Origin of the sequence: Acidisoma sp. S159 (genome assembly GCF_009766125.1) — a bacterium.
GTDB lineage: Bacteria > Pseudomonadota > Alphaproteobacteria > Acetobacterales > Acetobacteraceae > Acidisoma.
This window is the reverse complement of sequence record NZ_LMUG01000007.1, coordinates 28,406-43,894: the sequence shown is the minus strand read 5'-3', so window position 1 is coordinate 43,894 and position 15,489 is coordinate 28,406. Positions and strand designations below refer to the sequence as shown.

Annotated in this window: 17 protein-coding genes; 9 read left to right on the top strand and 8 right to left on the bottom strand. The window is 63.7% G+C overall.

The features are described from left to right. Positions 1-30: 30 nt before the first annotated feature. Positions 31-552, top strand: a complete 522-nt coding sequence (locus GSQ92_RS02070; RefSeq protein ID WP_216856719.1) for a GFA family protein — start codon at positions 31-33, stop codon at positions 550-552. Positions 553-761: 209 nt separating this feature from the next. Then, positions 762-1,688 carry a peptidoglycan-binding protein gene (locus GSQ92_RS02065; protein WP_158804149.1) on the top strand — a complete coding sequence of 309 codons (927 nt, stop codon included), beginning with the start codon at positions 762-764 and terminating at the stop codon, positions 1,686-1,688. Positions 1,689-1,723: 35 nt separating this feature from the next. Here the strand turns inward: GSQ92_RS02065 and GSQ92_RS02060 are convergent, their stop codons facing one another. After that, positions 1,724-2,008 (bottom strand): acyl carrier protein, encoded by a 285-nt coding sequence (locus GSQ92_RS02060; RefSeq protein ID WP_158804150.1) that lies wholly within the window; start codon positions 2,006-2,008, stop codon positions 1,724-1,726. A gap of 140 nt (positions 2,009-2,148) precedes the next feature. Next, positions 2,149-3,132, bottom strand: a complete 984-nt coding sequence (locus tag GSQ92_RS02055) for an NADP-dependent oxidoreductase (protein ID WP_216856718.1) — start codon at positions 3,130-3,132, stop codon at positions 2,149-2,151. A 196-nt stretch (positions 3,133-3,328) separates the two neighbouring features. Between GSQ92_RS02055 and GSQ92_RS02050 the strand changes: the two genes are divergently transcribed. After that, complete coding sequence (locus tag GSQ92_RS02050) at positions 3,329-3,796, top strand: cupin domain-containing protein (RefSeq protein ID WP_158804151.1); 468 nt, start codon at positions 3,329-3,331, stop codon at positions 3,794-3,796. A gap of 170 nt (positions 3,797-3,966) precedes the next feature. Further along, entirely contained in the window at positions 3,967-5,181 is a 1,215-nt protein-coding gene (locus GSQ92_RS02045) for a serine hydrolase (RefSeq protein ID WP_159012912.1), read from the top strand. A gap of 16 nt (positions 5,182-5,197) precedes the next feature. Here GSQ92_RS02045 and GSQ92_RS02040 read toward each other — a convergent pair whose 3' ends face one another. Next, a complete protein-coding gene (locus tag GSQ92_RS02040) occupies positions 5,198-5,806 on the bottom strand; it encodes a DUF5074 domain-containing protein (RefSeq protein ID WP_254065748.1) in 609 nt (202 codons plus the stop codon). Between the two features lie 69 nt (positions 5,807-5,875). After that, positions 5,876-7,099, bottom strand: coding sequence for a helix-turn-helix domain-containing protein (locus GSQ92_RS02035; RefSeq protein ID WP_159012911.1), 1,224 nt, complete (start codon positions 7,097-7,099; stop codon positions 5,876-5,878). Positions 7,100-7,183: 84 nt separating this feature from the next. Here GSQ92_RS02035 and GSQ92_RS02030 point away from each other — a divergent pair, with 84 nt between their 5' ends. Further along, on the top strand, positions 7,184-7,507 hold the full coding sequence (locus tag GSQ92_RS02030; protein ID WP_216850286.1) for a hypothetical protein: 324 nt from the start codon (positions 7,184-7,186) through the stop codon (positions 7,505-7,507). A 204-nt stretch (positions 7,508-7,711) separates the two neighbouring features. Here GSQ92_RS02030 and GSQ92_RS02025 read toward each other — a convergent pair whose 3' ends face one another. Genes GSQ92_RS02025 through phnS form a run of 4 tightly spaced genes read right to left on the bottom strand, consistent with a single transcriptional unit; the run spans position 7,712 to position 11,525 of the window. Next, entirely contained in the window at positions 7,712-8,560 is an 849-nt protein-coding gene (locus tag GSQ92_RS02025) for an ABC transporter permease subunit (protein ID WP_216856717.1), read from the bottom strand. Beyond that, complete coding sequence (phnU, locus tag GSQ92_RS02020; protein WP_216850289.1) at positions 8,550-9,428, bottom strand: 2-aminoethylphosphonate ABC transporter permease subunit; 879 nt, start codon at positions 9,426-9,428, stop codon at positions 8,550-8,552. Before phnU ends, GSQ92_RS02025 begins: the two co-directional genes overlap by 11 nt. After that, entirely contained in the window at positions 9,415-10,431 is a 1,017-nt protein-coding gene (locus GSQ92_RS02015; protein ID WP_159012910.1) for an ABC transporter ATP-binding protein, read from the bottom strand. The genes phnU and GSQ92_RS02015 overlap by 14 nt, the downstream gene beginning before the upstream one ends. 5 nt (positions 10,432-10,436) lie before the next feature. After that, positions 10,437-11,525 (bottom strand): 2-aminoethylphosphonate ABC transporter substrate-binding protein, encoded by a 1,089-nt coding sequence (gene phnS, locus GSQ92_RS02010; protein ID WP_159012909.1) that lies wholly within the window; start codon positions 11,523-11,525, stop codon positions 10,437-10,439. A 169-nt stretch (positions 11,526-11,694) separates the two neighbouring features. On the opposite strand from phnS, the gene GSQ92_RS02005 reads away from it, so the two are divergent. From GSQ92_RS02005 to GSQ92_RS01990, 4 genes are all read left to right on the top strand, one after another. Continuing rightward, entirely contained in the window at positions 11,695-12,807 is a 1,113-nt protein-coding gene (locus tag GSQ92_RS02005; protein WP_159012908.1) for a TIGR03364 family FAD-dependent oxidoreductase, read from the top strand. Further along, positions 12,804-13,613, top strand: a complete 810-nt coding sequence (phnX, locus tag GSQ92_RS02000) for a phosphonoacetaldehyde hydrolase (RefSeq protein ID WP_159012907.1) — start codon at positions 12,804-12,806, stop codon at positions 13,611-13,613. Before GSQ92_RS02005 ends, phnX begins: the two co-directional genes overlap by 4 nt. Then, complete coding sequence (locus tag GSQ92_RS01995) at positions 13,610-15,016, top strand: aspartate aminotransferase family protein (RefSeq protein WP_159012906.1); 1,407 nt, start codon at positions 13,610-13,612, stop codon at positions 15,014-15,016. The genes phnX and GSQ92_RS01995 overlap by 4 nt, the downstream gene beginning before the upstream one ends. Positions 15,017-15,097: 81 nt before the next feature. Then, positions 15,098-15,484: a DUF1801 domain-containing protein gene (locus tag GSQ92_RS01990; protein ID WP_159012905.1), complete on the top strand. Its 387-nt coding sequence runs from the start codon at positions 15,098-15,100 to the stop codon at positions 15,482-15,484. Positions 15,485-15,489: the final 5 nt, after the last annotated feature.

Below are 15,489 nucleotides of genomic sequence, written 5' to 3'. Positions count from 1 at the left end.
GACAATTAGAGTGCGGAGAGAGTCTGGCCTGTGGAGATTTACAAAAACGTAGATCGGTACAGTAAAGTCAGGATTGTGGTTTCAAGCGCGACGATCGGCCGGGAGGTATCGATGGCGGCGAGCTTAAGAGGCGGCTGCTTATGTGGAGCGGTGCGCTACGAGATTGCAACGGGCGACGATACGACGCTGAACGCTTCCGTCATTGACGGCAGCTATTGCCATTGTTCGATGTGCCGCAAAGCGACCGGTGGCGGTTACGCGATGCTGTTCGAGGTGCCTCGGAGTACCATGACCTGGACGAGAGGCGCGCCGACCATTTATCGATCGTCACCCATCGCGACACGTGGCTTTTGCGCTGCGTGCGGCTCGCCGCTTTTTATTGAGACCGATGCGGAGCCAGTGCGTTCCATGACCGTTGGCAGCCTCGACGACCCATCGGCTTTCAAGCCGGACCATCATTATGGCGTTGAAAGCCGCCTGCCATGGGCCGATTGCGGGCCCGATCTGCCGGGACGTGAAACCGAAGAGCGGTTTGCGGGCCAGCCTACTTAACGGATCATTTGGCAATCCTTCTGGCGAATCGCAGCACTAACCTCGCTCAGACCTACGCCTTTTGGATGTTATTCTGTCGAGCATAACTCTTTCGGCGTAGTAGTTCTTTGGGTTGCGTTTCGAATTACTCACAGTTAGGCTGCGATCTTTCGCCGGATCAACACGGTAGCGCAGACAGTTCGTTAGTTGGTGTAAGGGACTGGTCGCCGATGGCTCTCTCCTTTCCTGAAGCCGTAAGGGTTGTTGAAAACGATCCCGAAGCACTTGGGGTCAACGATCCCTACGGATATATCGCGAACCTCAAGGCATTCCTGCGCGGTCAGCCGGATGACGCGCGCGTCGCAGTTCTGATCGCCGTCGATGCCGCGAAAAGCCTGATCGGCGTCGGCGGCGCGTTTTTTGTAGCACTTGCTGCGTTCATCCTCCTGTTTCGGTCCTCCATTAGTTCCGGGTTCACGGAAACCCTTCTGTTCCTGGTCGTCTCGACCGTCCTGACGGTCGTGAGCGTCGCAACGGGTCTTCTGGCAATTGGAACAGCCTATCGGCGTGGGCAGCAGCCTGCGGACCGGCGAGGGGCACCCTGGTCAACCAGGCCTTTTGGCTGGCTCCTTGGCGTTCAATCCCTGACTGGCGTGCTTGCTCTGGTCTTCTTCGCTCTGGCAGTCATTGCTTGGCATGGGGGAGGTGGCAATACCACCACAACTCAGGTCAGGGCGCTGCAAGACCGAATTGATTCCGTGAGTGCTCGCGTTGACCAACAAGCAGCGACGTTAATTCAGGCGAGCCGCACACCGGAAGTTCCGGCGGTTCAGCCTCCCGCGCCTGCACCCAGCATCGTCCCGCAGTTGACCGCGATCGCGACATCTCTGGACCAGCTTAAGGCAGCCATACCGCGTCAGATCACAGTCAACGTGGCCCAGGCCGCGCCGGTGCCCCAGGGACACGGAAGCTCTCGGGCGAAATGGATAAGGGTTCAGGAGGCGCTTGCCAGGCGCGGCTACTGGATTGGAGACGTTGACGGGATTCCCGGGGAGAGAACCCGCAAGGTCATTCGTGCTTATCAACGCACGATACCGGCGCCGCGCACCGGCTATCTCACACCGGAGCAAGCCGACCAGCTGCTCGCCCGGCGATAGCGTCGGTCAAGCCACGGGACCGCCGAACACCGCAGCTAGGCCTGCCTCAGCGGCGTAACCGTTGCCGATGGAACCGAGTGTACTGCCGTCCGGGCATTTGCCGCCTCTATCGCGTCGAGCATGCGGCCCACCGTGGTGATGACACTGTCGTCTGGCTCGAACTCGGCCTGGCATTCCATTTCCATCGCCATGTGAAGGGTCAGTCTCTCGAAACTGTCGAGGTTGAGATCTTCAGCGAGCCGGGCCTGATCCGTTAAGCGCTCAACGGGCAGTTCGACCTGGGCCGCCATCAAGTGGCGGATCTCTTCTCGATTGAACATGTTCCCCCCGCAAAGCCAGGCTCGCTGGCTTGTCGGCAGGAAATTTGGTGGAGGCAGGATCGGTTCAATACATACCTTCAGCTATTTGAACACGGCTCAAGCCCAGGTCGGAGGAGAGGTGGCTGACAAGAGGCGGCCTACTACTCACCAACTTGCAGGACGATTTTGCCACGGATACGGGGGCGCGTGCCCTCCAGGATTTCATGCGCCGCCCGCGCCTCAGCGAGGGGCAGGACCGTGCCGATATTCATGGACAGCTGCCCCAATTCAATCAGCGCCGAGAGCGACGACAGACGCTCGGTGGTAACCTCGACCAGGAAGAATCCCGCCGTCACGCCGCGCCGTTGAGCTAGGGTTTGGTCGGGGTCCGAGACCGCTGAAATCAACGTGCCGCCTGATCGCAATACCTCAAAGGAGCGCCGCTGAGCCTCGCCGCCAACGAAGTCCAGCACCACATCGACTTCGCTTGCGACGTCCTCAAAGCGACCCAAACGATAGTCGACGACCTCAGTGGCGCCGAGTCCCCGAACGTGGCCGAGATCGTTGGTCCCGGCGGTTGCGATCACCTGGGCGCCGGCACGACGGGCAAGTTGGACCGCATAGGCGCCCACGCTGCCGGCGCCGCCATGAATGAGCACCTTGCGGTTAGCGATGGTGCCTGCCCGCTCGATCGCCTGTTGTGCCGTGACGGCGACCACCGGGACGGAGGCTGCATCGATAGCCGCTAGAGTGGCCGGGCGGTGCGTGATCATTGAGACGGACGCGAGGGCGTATTCCGCATAGGCGCCGGTGAACTGCGCATTCGTGACGCCGAAGACAGCATCTCCAGGTTGAAGTGTCACGACATCCGGCCCGACCGCCTGGATGATGCCGGATAGATCGGACCCCAACGTCAGCGGCAGGGGTTGCGGCAGCACACTTTCGCCGGCTCGGATCCAACCATCCCAAGGCCCCACCCCGGCGGCCTGTACTCGAACGAGAACCTGCCCCGCACCGGGAGTTGGTGTTTCGACTTGTTCGAGTGCCATGACCTCAGGGGGGCCGAAGCGATGCACGCGGCAGGCCATCATCGTTGATGGGGCGTCGGGATAGGATTGAGGAGAGCGCTGGGTCTCGGACGCCATGACGAGGGGCCTTTCCGCATCGGGTTGACGTGGTCATACGCGAATGCGGCAATCCGTCCCATCTGACGGTCCTTCGCCGCTTTTGGTGCAAAGCGGTCGTTTGCCGATATTGCTAGGCAGGGCTCTGAGAATTTCACAAGATCGGGCTATGCTTTGACCAAGCATAAGCTTGGTTACCGATTGTGGGAAGATTGCCATGCCTAAAATTGAAATCAGCGAGGTGGCGAAGCGGAAAGGCTCAGGGTACCCGCCGCCATTCGACGCAGTCTGTGCCGCTCGCGTGCGGCAGCGGCTGGGCGATGCTGGCGGGCTGACGGATTTCGGCGTCAATCTCATGCGCCTGCCACCCGGCAACTGGTCGAGCCAGCGACATTGGCATTCGCATGAGGATGAATTTCTCTATGTCCTGGAAGGCGAGCTGACGTTGATCGAAGATGACGGCGAGACAGTGCTTGCCGCAGGAGACTGCGCGGCCTTTCCGAAGGGCTCCGGCAACGGCCATCACATGGTCAATAGAGCGAGCATGACGGCAGTCTATCTCGAGGTTGGCACACGCTCGCCGGCCGACATTACTATATGCTCCGACATCGATATGATGAGCACCAATGCCGACGGGCGTTTCGTGCATAAGGACGGCACGCCTTACTTCAAACCCTCCTCCTAGCGCGTGATGATTCAGTACTGCCGTGACCGACGAGGTAAAATGAGGATGGTTCAAACCAGACACATCCTGCTCTAGCGTGCTTCGGAGGTTAAGCCAGTCGACGGAAGATCTGATGTCGAGTTAGTCGTCTGCGCCCAGGCAAGAAAAATAATTGAAGGGAGATTCTCGGGATGGCCATCTCGCATTCACCGATCGAAGGTATTTCCATCGATCAGCTCGGACATTCGCTGGACCAACTTTTTCGTGCCGCCATTGCGAATGGCGACTTGGTCGGCGGTGTCGCCATGGCTGGTACGGCTGACTCATTGCTGTACCAGGGCGCTTTCGGCTGGCGCGACCGCGAGACCGGCAGAGAGTCGGCCATCGACGATGTTTTCATGCTCGCCTCTCTCACCAAGACCGTGACCGCCGTTGCCGCGATGCAGCTTGTCGAACGCGGAATACTGGATCTGGATGAGCCGATCGGCCGGGTCCTGCCGCATCTGGCGAAGCCGCAGGTGCTGGAGGCGTTTGCGGAGGATGGCGCGCCGATCCTTCGCTCGGCGCGGCAACAGATCACGCTGCGGCGTTTGCTCAGTCACACATCGGGGCTTGGCCACGAAATCTGGGATGCGCCTCTCCTTCGCTATCAGGCGATGACCGGAACTCCGGGTCTAGCAAGTCGAACCAACGCGTCTCTCAACATGCCACTTCTCTCCGAGCCCGGTGAACAATGGCGGTACAGCATTGGACTCGAATGGACAGGCAAGGTGATCGAAGCCGTCACCGGCATGACGTTGGGCAGCTATCTCCACGACAATATCTTCCAGCCTTTGGGTATGCACGACACGGGTTTCGGTATCCTGCCTCAGCATGCCGGCCGCCTGTCATCAGTCTATCAACGTGAACAGGACGGAACTCTCCGGCCGACCGAGTCCACCAGCCGCTCCAGCCGCCCTGGCGAATACGAGGCGGGTGGCGGAGGCCTTTACGGCACCGCACCGGAGTTTTTCCGTTTCCTGTCGCTATTCCTCAATGAAGGGCGAGTTGGTTCGATCGAGATTTTGAGCCCAGCAACTGTGAAACTCATGGGTGAGAATCAGATCAGCGAACTTCTGGTCAACCCGATGCGGACCGCGCAGCCTACATTGTCGAATGATTTCGAACTTTATCCGGGCATGCCGAAGGGATGGGGCTTGAGCGGCATGATTACGCATAAGCCTGGACCCAATGGTCGCAGTGCGGGCAGTGTTGCGTGGGGCGGCCTCGCCAACTGCTATTTCTGGCTGGATCCAAGCCGAGAACTCGCCGCGCTGTTCCTCACTCAGATTTTGCCATTTGGCGATGCGCGTAGCTTGAACGTCCTGGGTGGCTTTGAGCGTGAGCTATACCGCGCCCTGGGGTAACAGCTTTGACGCCTGACTACTTTTCCGTGGAGCGGCTGGCCGTCGTGGAGCCTGCGCTCGGCCGGCGGACGGCCCGGACCTTTCCGCTGCTTCCGCCGCCGCAGAAAAACCGATCGCCGCCATCGGATTCGAGCCCGGAGACGCCAGTGCCCTGCGGCATCTCGAGACTTTCCAGAACCTCTCCCGTCTGAGGATTGATCTGCCGCAATTCGCTCTCCTCGCCCTCCCAGGTCCCGTGCCAGAGCTCGCCGTCGATCCACGTGACACCGGTGACGATGCGGTTGGATTTGATGGTGCGAAGAATTGCCCCGGTCTCGGGATCGATTTCGTGGATCTTCCGTTCCCTGGGCTGGCCCACCCAAAGTGTTCCTTCGGCCCAGGCAAGTCCTGAATCGCTGCCTTCGCCAGGCGCCGGGATGGTGGCGAGCACCTGACCGGTCTTCGGATCAATCTTCTGGATGCGATCCTCAGCGATCTGGAAGAGATGTTCGCCGTCGAAGGCGGTTCCGGCATGTGCAGCGACATCGAGCGACCGAACCGCCTCGCCGCTCACCGGATCTACCGCTTTGAGCGTGTCCCCAGCGGCGAACCAGATGTGCTGACCGTCAAAGGTGACGCCGTTCACCCTATCGGTTCCCGGAAAAGGGCCATACTCGCGGAGGATTTCGGCTGCGGATCGTTTCATGCGGTCAAACTAGCTACTCGGCAGGGGGCCGGGGAGTAACAAGATTGTCGGGAAGCCCGGCATCGGCGGGGTCATCCAGCGGCGCGCGCGACCGCCGCCAAAGGACTGCACCTTGCCGGTGCCCGCAAGCGCATCGAGCGCCCGTTGCACTGTGCGCGCGCTGACGCCGAGCGCGATCGCCAGCGCCGAGCTCGACCAGGACTCGCCATCGGAGAGGAAAGCGAGGACCGCCGCATGCGGCTCCTCGACGGGCGGCGCCAATACGACGATTTCCTGCGTGGCGCGATACGGCGTCAGTGTGAAGCCTTCCTTCGTCGCGTTGACCTCCGCCAGCGTCCGAAGCGCTTCCCGAAGCCGCCCGACCTCAACCCGCAGCCGGGCGCGGTGGGTTTCATCGGGGTGCTTTGAGTGGAAGGCGCGTGCGATGAGCGCGTTCCTTGGTGCGTCTCCGGGCCAGGCTTCTCCCAATGCCCGAGCGAGCGTGAACAAGATGGGGCGTGTCGCGAGCGAGACCGTCGAGCGGGCGTCACACACGACATAGCGGCAGGCGTCCACGACGAGAGCCTCCGACGCCAGCAGTGCTTCGACCTCCTCAAGCAGAAGTGGCCGTTCCGCGCCTTTCGCGATCAGGCGTGCCGCGGTCGTCCTCATCACGAGCGATGCGCTTTCGACCTCCGCCGTCAGCGCGGGAATGCCGGCCTCGATTGCCGCCTGCTCGGCGCGTACGAGCGCCGCGCGCGCGGCTTTCGTCCGCAGGCGCCGCATCGCGATCCCGGCGACAACGAGTTCGTGGGCGACCCTCGACGCAGGTGGCAGGGATGTCGAGTCGAGTTCGGCGAGCATGCGCTCGGCCTCGTCCAGGCGACCGATCAGGAGCAGGCGGCGCACCGCCAAAGTTCGCGCATGCGCGGCGTTCACCCGGTCGCCATTCGCCTCGAGCGTCGCCCGCGCTGCCTCGAGCGTCTTCGCGGGCCAGGCGAGGTCGCGCGACACGAGAGCGATCTCGGCCTCGGCGACGACGCATCTTGCGCGGGCCACAGCTTCTTTTGGGCTGAAGGCGCGGGCGGCACGCCGGAGGAGGGCCTTTGCTCGAACGAGATCGCCGAGCTGGGCCATTGCGATGCCTCGGAGGGCGAGTGCGGGCGCGTCCTCACGCAGGGCGATTCGTTTCAATGCCCCGAGGGGATCACCTGCCGCGAGGGCGCGGGCGGCGGCCGTGATCAGCGAGTCCAACCGAATCCCGCCACACTTGTCACTCCCGCGCCTCGACAGCTCAGGGGCAGTCTAACTCGCGACAACAGCCGGGAGTTAGCGGCGATGACGACACACTCGACCGAGACATTCGCGTTCCCGTGGGCCGGATCGGCTCCGCGGTGCGAGGCGGCCGCTTGCGAAGGCGGCAAGGCGGCCGGGTTCGGTTTGGCCGACTGGCTATGCCTCGCCGCCGCGCCCGCCTTCGCCCTCATGGCGCTGCTTACCGGTGTTCTCGGCGGCGGTCAGCCGCAGATGCTTTGCTCGGCCATGGCGGGCCCGTCACTGCTGAACGGCATGGTCCTGATGTATGTGCTGATGAGCGCCTTCCATTCGGCGCCTTGGCTGAGGCTGATTTCCAGACGGCGTGGCGGCACTCATTCAGGCTGATCGGGCCGAGTGCTCGCCGGCAGGCTCGTTTTTTAAGCCGCGCTCATGCCACCGCGTCATGCTCGGCGAAGGCCGAGCATCCACGCCTTCGCTTGCTCGACAAAGGCAAGGCGTGGATGGCACGGGGTGCCCCGCACGCCTTCGCGTGCCATGACGGTTCTCTCGGTGCCGGTTAGTACCAGTTCACCACTTGCTCATCGTACGCTACCGGCTTGCGAGCTTCGCGGCCGGGGAGGGGCGGCCAGTGCGTGACCACGCCAGAGCTCGGCCCCAGGGCAAGGCGATGCCGATGAGGACGAGCAGGGCGCAGCCCAGGAGAAGCACTGACAGAGCGGAGGCGGGGAGGTAGTAGCCGCGCTCGACCTCACCCAGTATAAGCACAGGCGCCGTCGCGAAGCCGGGCGGATAAACCGTCATCGTGGCGCCCAGCTCGCCGATCGAGATGGCGAAGGCGATGGCGAGGCTGGAGCGGATGGCCGGTGCCATCTGGGGCAGCACGATCCGGCGCAGCACCATCGCCGGCGGAGCGCCCAGGCTGCTCGCCGCTTCCCGCAGCACGACAAGTTCGCGGCGAAGGGCAGAGGCGGCGCTGCGGTAGCAGAAGGGCAATACCAGCGCGAGTTGCGCGGCCACGACGATCAGGCCGGAATCGGAGAAGCCGGGCGGCACGTCGTGATAGGCGATGAGGATGCCCAGGCCGAGCACGACACTTGGGATCCCATTGGGCACCATGACGAGCAGATCGAGCAAGGCGCCGCCACGCTCTCGGCCTCGTTCCTCAAGTGTCAGCGCCAGCCAGAGGCCAAGGACAGTGCCGAGCACGGCAACCGCCGCGGCGACCTCGAGGCTTGTCGCCAGAGCGGACCAGTCGTCGGCGCCGAGGCGTTCGAACCAGCGTAGCGTGAGGGTTGTCGGGAGAACGGTGCCGCCCCAGCGCTTGGCGAAGCTCGACAGCAAGACGGTCGCGACCGGCAGGATGAAGAGCCAGGCACAAGCCAGTGTCGCGATGGCCGCGGCGAGCAGCCGCCAATGGCGGGTCCGGTCAGCGAGCAAGACGAAGCTGCCTGCCCGCGAGGTGGCGATAGAGCCCGTACAGGCAGAGCGAGATCGCCAGCATGATGACTGCCATAGCGGCGGCCGCGTGAAGATTGAGGTCGACCGTCGCGGCGCTGTAGATCGCGACCGGCAAGGTCACGAGCTTGACGCTACCGAGCACCAGCGGAATGCCGAATTCGTTGAGCGTGAGCAAGGTGCAAAGGATGACGCCGGCGGCTATGCCGGGCAGCGCAAGCGGCAGGACGATCCGCCGGAGCACCATGGCCGGGGGCGCCCCCAGGCTGCTCGCGGCCTCCATCAGCCGGCGGTCGAGGAGTGAGAGCGACGCCATTGTCGGACGCACGACGAAGGGTGTGTAGAACATGACCTCCGCCAGCACGACGCCACCGAAGCCAAAGAGGAAGTTGAGTGGCGGGTGGGCCAGGCCGAATACATGCATCAGCGCCAGGCTGATCGCGCCTTGGCTGCCGTAGAGAAAGATCATCGAGAAGGCGACCAGGAACGAAGGAAAGGCGACGAAGAGCTCGAGAAATCGCACCAGAATGCCGGTGCCGGGGACTGGAAAGAAAAACAATAGTCCCGCCAATACGATGCCCAGCAGGGAGGCCAGACCGGCGCTGCAAAACACGATCAGCATCGTGGTGCCGAATACGCTCCAGACCGTGCCGCCGCCGAAGAAACTCGTGAACCCGTCGAGGCTTAATCCGTGGTCTCCGGTCACGCTCAGCAGTAGCAGGCGCAGCAACGGGTAGAAGATCAGGGGCAGCAGGACCAGCAGGGTGACCGCCGCGAGGTTTAATGATGCTCCCCAGCGCCAGGTGGAGGCGCGGGTCACGGTGATCGCGGCTGCGTCAGACGCCGACAAGCACGGCGTCCTCATGGCGGAAGATGATGCCTGTGCGGGCACCCCGCTCGGGCACCGTCTCACCACGCGGCAGGGCTATGAGGATCGGATCCGCCGGCACTCCATCGGGCACGACCGAGAGCGCGATGGAGGCGCCGCGCCATTCGATATTGCTGACGGTGCCTTCAATTACTCCGCCACCGAGCGGCGCCAGGCGCATCTGTTCGGGTCGCAGGCAGATCATGTGATCCGCCGCATGGCCGTTGATACGGGGCACGAGCGAGGTCGGAAGGAAATTCGCGGCACCGAAATAGCCCGCGACGAAGCGATCCCTCGGGCTGTCGTAGAGTTCTTGCGGCGTGCCGAGCTGGGCGATCCTGCCCTCGCGCATCAGCAGCGTTCGGTCGGACAGGACCATCGCGTCTTCCTGGTCATGCGTCACGCAGATGATCGAGAGATGCGGCAGCCGTTCGTGCAGCGCTTTCAGCTCCGTCCTGACGGACGCGCGCAGATTGGCGTCGAGCGCGCTGAGCGGTTCGTCGAGCAGGAGCACGTCGGGTTCGATGACCAACGCGCGGGCGAGCGCCACGCGTTGCTGCATGCCGCCCGAGAGGGAGGCCGGCGGCAGACGCAGCGAGGCCTCCATCTGCACGAGCCGCAGCGCCGCTTCGACGCGCATGCGAATCTGAGCCGCCGCCACCCCGCGCGCGGTCAGGCCGAATGCGACGTTGTCGAAGACCGACATATGCGGAAACAAGGCGTAGTTCTGGAACAGCAGGCCGAGGTTGCGCTTATGCGGCGGCGCGGCGGTCAGATCCTTTCCGCCGATCCGTAGCCGTCCGCTCGCCGCCTGGGTGAAACCCGCGACGAAGCGCAGCAGCGTCGTCTTGCCGCAGCCGCTGCGGCCGAGGACGGTGAGGAATTCGCCGGGCGCGATGGCGAGGTCGAGATCCGACAAGACAGTCTTGGGGCCAAAGCGGACAGTCAGCCCCTCGATCTCGACCCCAGCCGCCGGTTGAGCCATCCGCGTCAGGTCGCCGGCTTCACGACCGCCAGCGGCTTGTCGGCGCCGCCGATGACTTCCGACTTCCAGCGCTGCGTCCAGGCCGCCTGGTTGGCGGCAACCTTGACCCAATCGACCGGGATCAGAACCACGCCGGCTGTCGCCTTCTCGACCGTCGCGGCATTGGGGCCCGACAGCTTCACGTCATCCCGCGCGGGCAAGCCGTAAACGTCGGCGACCTTCTCCTGCACAGGAACCGAGAGCAGGTAGTCGATGAGCTTGCGGCCCGTGGCATCATGAGGCGCGTGAGTGACGAGCCCTATCGCATAGGGCAGCGCGAAGGTCGTCGGTTTGCCGCCGTCATGCGCCGCGAGGAAGATTGGTTGCAGCGAAAGCCCGCCGCCCGCTGCGTCGGCGAGGTCCATCTGCAGATCGCCGTTAGCCGCCGAGATTTCCTGGCGGCTCAACAACACATCGAGATAGCCGGTGCCCTTTGTGTGGAACTTTACCGAAGGCTCAAGCTTCTTGAGGAAGGCGAAACCTTGGTCCTCGCCGAGCAAGGAAGTGGACAGCAGCACGACCGCCATGCCGTCACCCGCCGTGGCCGGATTGGAATAGGCGATCTTGCCGGCGAATTCCGGCTTCAGCAGATCGTCGAGGCTCTGTGGAGGCGTCTTCACCGTGTCGGGATTGATCGCGAAGGAAAAGTAGTTATCGACGAAGGTGCGGTAGCGGCCATCAGCGGCACGAGAGGCTACCGGAATATGGGCGTCGGCGGGCGAGGTATAGGGCGTCAGGATGTCCGTGTTCGCGGCCTTCTGCACGAAGGGCGGCAAGGTCACGATGACGTCGGCCTTCGGGCTATCTTTCTCGATCGTCGCGCGATTGACGACCTCGCCGGAGCCTGCCGTCACGGTTTCCACGCGCACGCCGTTTTGCCGCTCGAACGCGGGCAATACGCTTTTGTAGAAATCCTCAAGCCCGTCGGCGGTATAAAGCACCACGACACCGGCGGCATGGGCGCGGCTGGAGAGGCTGGTTGTCGCCAAGGCCAAGGCAACCACGCCGAGCGCTAGCCCGCCGCGGCGAGCAAGGGCGCCAATTCCGGTCGACATGATGCGCGCACTCCCGCTGGATTGTTGCCCGCTCTCTATGAGACCCGTCCCATGGGTCGCAATGGTTCGAACCGTGACTCCGAGAGATGTCATCATTTTGAAACATCTCGGATTTGACTGTTTCCTTCCTAAGCCGCTAGTTCCGCGTGGTTCTTCGCGTGAGGCGACTATGACCTATGACGTCGCGATCGTCGGCGCCGGCATTCTCGGCCTCGCCCATGCGCTGGCGGCGGCGCGCCGGGGCCTCAGTGTCGTCGTGGTCGATCGCGACCATCACGCGGTCGGTGCATCCATCCGCAATTTTGGATTTGTAACGGTGACGGGTCAGCAAGCCGGTGCCTGCTGGCGCCGCGCCATGCGTTCGCGGGACGTGTGGGAAGAAGTGGCTCCGCAAGCAGGGATCACCATCCTGCATCAAGGCCTCGCCGTCGTCGCGCGCCGGCCGGAGGCGGCGTCGGTGCTCGCCGCCTTCAGCGAAACCGAAATGGGCGCGGAATGCGAGCTGCTGAGTGCCGAGCACGGACGCGAGCGGTTCCCCTGGTTGCGCGGCACTGTCGAGACTGTGCTTTGGAGCCCGCATGACAGGCGGGTCGAAAGTCGTGAAGCAATACCGCGCCTCGCGGCCTGGTTGCAGGAAGCGCATGGCGTTACATTCCTGCGCGCGACAGCGGTTCATAATGTGCAGCGCGGACGCCTCGCCACGACGGCCGGAGCAATCGAAGCCGCCCGCATTGTGGTCTGTCCCGGCGACGACCTCGCGACCCTTTTTCCCGAGCGGATTGCCAAACATGGCGTGCGACGCTCGAAACTACAGATGATGCGGCTGCGGCCCCATGCGCCACTGCCGCTGAACTGCGCGGTGATGACGGATCTCTCGCTCACGCGTTATCTCGGCTACGCTGAACTGCCGGAAGCCGAAGCCTTGCGCCACGTATTGGCGCGCGAGCAGCCGGCGCATCTCGCGGGCGGCGTGCATTTGATCGTCGTGCGATCCGCGGATGGCAGTTTGGTTGTTGGCGATACGCATGTCTATGGCGACACCATGGACCCCTTCTCCGATACGGCGCTCGACCAGCGTGTGTTGGAGGAATTTGAGGCGGTCTTCCCAGGTGTCGGCTACGACGTGACGGAGCGCTGGATTGGCACCTATGCCTCGGCGTCCGACCTCGTGCTGATCGACCGGCCGGAGGACGATATCCGCCTGGTCATGGTGACGAGCGGCACCGGCGCCTCGACATCCTTCGCCATCGCCGAAGAGGTTATCGGGGAGATCTTCGCATGACACAGCTCAAGGCCGTCATCTTCGACTGGGCTGGCACGATGATCGACTTCGGCTCTCGCGCCCCGATGGGTGCATTCGTCGAGGCTTATCGGCGTTTCGACGTTCCGCTCTCGGTTGCCGAAGCGCGCGTGCCGATGGGCCTGCCCAAGCGCGCGCATATCGCGGCCCTCATGGCGGAGCCCAACATCGCCGAACGCTGGCGCGTCGCCCACGGCGCCTTGCCGGATGATGCGGCGATCGATGCGGTCTACGCGGTCTTCGTGCCGCTCAACACCGATGTTGTCGCCGACTATGCGGATCTCGTTCCCGGCGCTTTGGCGATGGCGCAGGCGGCGCGGGCGCGCGGGCTGCGGATCGGTTCCACCACCGGCTATGTGCGCGCGATCATGGATCGCTTGCTGCCCCTGGCCGAGGCGCAAGGCTATGTGCCTGACAATCTTGTCTGCGCCGGAGACCTCGCCGACGGGCGCCCGACGCCGCTCATGATGTATCGCTGCTTCGCCGATCTCGGCGTCTATCCCCCGGCCGCCGTGGTGAAGGTGGATGACACGGAGCCCGGCATCGCGGAGGGGATCGCCGCTGGCAGCTGGACGGTCGGCGTCTCCGTCAGCGGCAATTGCGTTGGACTCTCGTTGCCGGAATGGGAAGCGGCGGCGCCTGGCGAGCAAGCCCGGCTGCGTGATGCCGCCGCCGCCAAGCTTCGCGGCGCGGGCGCGCATTATGTCATCGACAGCGTTGCCGATCTGTTGCCGGTGCTCGATGCGATCGAAGCGCGGCTCGGGCGGGGCGAGACGCCGCCGTTATGAAGGGGGACGCACGTCCGCTCGCTTCGGAGGGCGACGTCAACCACTCGCCCCGGCGCGCGGGATGGGCGGCGCGGAACATCGCGGGCGAGACGCGGGCGCTGCTCGATCGCGATGCGCGGCATTTCCTGCACCAATCCGTTTCTTCGCCCTGTCTCAACGCGATCCGCCGCGCGGAGGGGATTTGGATCGAGGATGTCGCGGGCCGCCGCTACATGGATTTCCACGGCAACAACGTCCATCACATCGGTTATGGCCACCCCAGGCTGAAAGCGGCCATCGCGGCGCAAATGGACGAACTCCCCTTCGCCCCGCGCCGCTTCACCTGCGAGCCGGCCGTGTTGCTGGCTGAGAAGCTTGCGGCTATCGCTCCCGGCGGGCTTTCCAAGATGCTCTTCACCACAGGCGGTTCGGATGCGGTTGAGGTCGCGCTCAAGGTCGCGCGCGCCGCGACCGGCCGTTTCAAGACGATCTCGTTCTGGGATTCCTTCCACGGTGCAGGCTTCGGTGCCGCTTCGGTCGGCGGCGAGCAGCTGTTCCGCTCCGGTCCCATCGGGCCGTTGCTGGCGGGGACGGAGCATGTCGCGCCCTTTGCCTGCTATCGCTGCCCCTATGGCTATCCGGATCGCGATGGCGCCCCCGACCTCGGCCTCTGCCACATGACCTGCGCGAATTATCTGCGCTACGTGCTGGAACGCGAGGGCGATGTCGCCGCCGTCATCGCTGAACCCGCGCGCGCCGTGCCTTATCTGCCGCCGCCCGGCTATTGGCGCGCGGTGCGTGATGCTTGCGATGCCCATGGCGCGCTGCTGATCTTCGACGAGATCCCGACGGGCCTCGGCAAAACCGGGCGGATGTTCGCCTGCGACCATGACGAGGTGACGCCCGATATCCTGGTCATGGGCAAGGCGCTCGGCGGCGGTATTCTGCCCATTGCGGCAGCGTTGTGCCGCGAGGACCTGGATGTCGCCGGAGCCTATGCCTTCGGCCATTACACGCACGAGAAGAACCCCGTCACCGCCCGCGCCGCCCTGACGACCATCGAGATCATCGAGGACGAGGAGTTGGTGGAGAACGCCCGCCGCGTCGGTGCCTTCGCCTTGGAGCGATTACTGGGCATGAAGGCCCGCCATGCGCAAATCGGCGACGTGCGGGGCCGTGGTCTGCTGCTGGGTATCGATTTGGTCGAGGATCGGGAGACCAAAGCGCCGGCGACGGATACCGCGGAGGCGGTTCTCTATCGCTGCCTCGACGCTGGGCTCAACTTCAAGACCACGATGGGCAATGTGCTCACACTGACACCGCCGCTTATCGTAACCGAGGCGCAGATGGCGGCTGCACTCGACATCATTGAAGCCGCGATCGCCACTGAAGAGCGAGGCGGGAGCTCTGGTTCTCGCTCCTAAGACCTCACCGTTCCTCGACCCTGTGCCTAACCTTCCCGTCCTACCGGCCGCAGGCTAGAAGACGGAAGGAGGACAAGCGAGATGAAAGAAAGCGCAACAACCAAGGGTGAATCCCCGTCTCGGCTGATCGATGCGAGGATCAAGGAGCTGAACGACTGGAGGGGCAAGACGCTCTCCCACATCCGCGCGCTCATCAAGCAAGCGGACCCCGAGGTGGTCGAGGAATGGAAGTGGCGAGGCGTGCCGGTGTGGTCTCACGATGGGATAATCTGCACGGGCGAAACTTACAAAAGCGTCGTGAAGCTGACCTTCGCTAAGGGCGCCTCGCTGGCGGATCCTTCAGGGCTGTTCAACTCGAGCCTGGAAGGCAACACGAGGCGCGCGATAGACCTGCGTGAGGGCGATGAGATCGACGTGGATGCGTTCAAGGCGCTTATACTTGCAGCAGTGACCCTCAACAGATCTTAGAGCAT

What these genes read in the sequence shown, in the direction of transcription:
- phnX (WP_159012907.1), top strand. Translation starts at nt 12,804, where the DNA reads ATGACACAGCTCAAGGCCGTCATCTTCGACTGGGCTGGCACGATGATC.
- GSQ92_RS02030 (WP_216850286.1), top strand. Translation starts at nt 7,184, where the DNA reads ATGACGACACACTCGACCGAGACATTCGCGTTCCCGTGGGCCGGATCG.
- GSQ92_RS02065 (WP_158804149.1), top strand. Translation starts at nt 762, where the DNA reads ATGGCTCTCTCCTTTCCTGAAGCCGTAAGGGTTGTTGAAAACGATCCC.
- GSQ92_RS02045 (WP_159012912.1), top strand. Translation starts at nt 3,967, where the DNA reads ATGGCCATCTCGCATTCACCGATCGAAGGTATTTCCATCGATCAGCTC.
- GSQ92_RS02055 (WP_216856718.1), bottom strand. Translation starts at nt 3,132, where the DNA reads ATGGCGTCCGAGACCCAGCGCTCTCCTCAATCCTATCCCGACGCCCCA.
- GSQ92_RS02005 (WP_159012908.1), top strand. Translation starts at nt 11,695, where the DNA reads ATGACCTATGACGTCGCGATCGTCGGCGCCGGCATTCTCGGCCTCGCC.
- phnS (WP_159012909.1), bottom strand. Translation starts at nt 11,525, where the DNA reads ATGTCGACCGGAATTGGCGCCCTTGCTCGCCGCGGCGGGCTAGCGCTC.
- GSQ92_RS02050 (WP_158804151.1), top strand. Translation starts at nt 3,329, where the DNA reads ATGCCTAAAATTGAAATCAGCGAGGTGGCGAAGCGGAAAGGCTCAGGG.
- GSQ92_RS02060 (WP_158804150.1), bottom strand. Translation starts at nt 2,008, where the DNA reads ATGTTCAATCGAGAAGAGATCCGCCACTTGATGGCGGCCCAGGTCGAA.
- GSQ92_RS01990 (WP_159012905.1), top strand. Translation starts at nt 15,098, where the DNA reads ATGAAAGAAAGCGCAACAACCAAGGGTGAATCCCCGTCTCGGCTGATC.
- GSQ92_RS01995 (WP_159012906.1), top strand. Translation starts at nt 13,610, where the DNA reads ATGAAGGGGGACGCACGTCCGCTCGCTTCGGAGGGCGACGTCAACCAC.
- GSQ92_RS02015 (WP_159012910.1), bottom strand. Translation starts at nt 10,431, where the DNA reads ATGGCTCAACCGGCGGCTGGGGTCGAGATCGAGGGGCTGACTGTCCGC.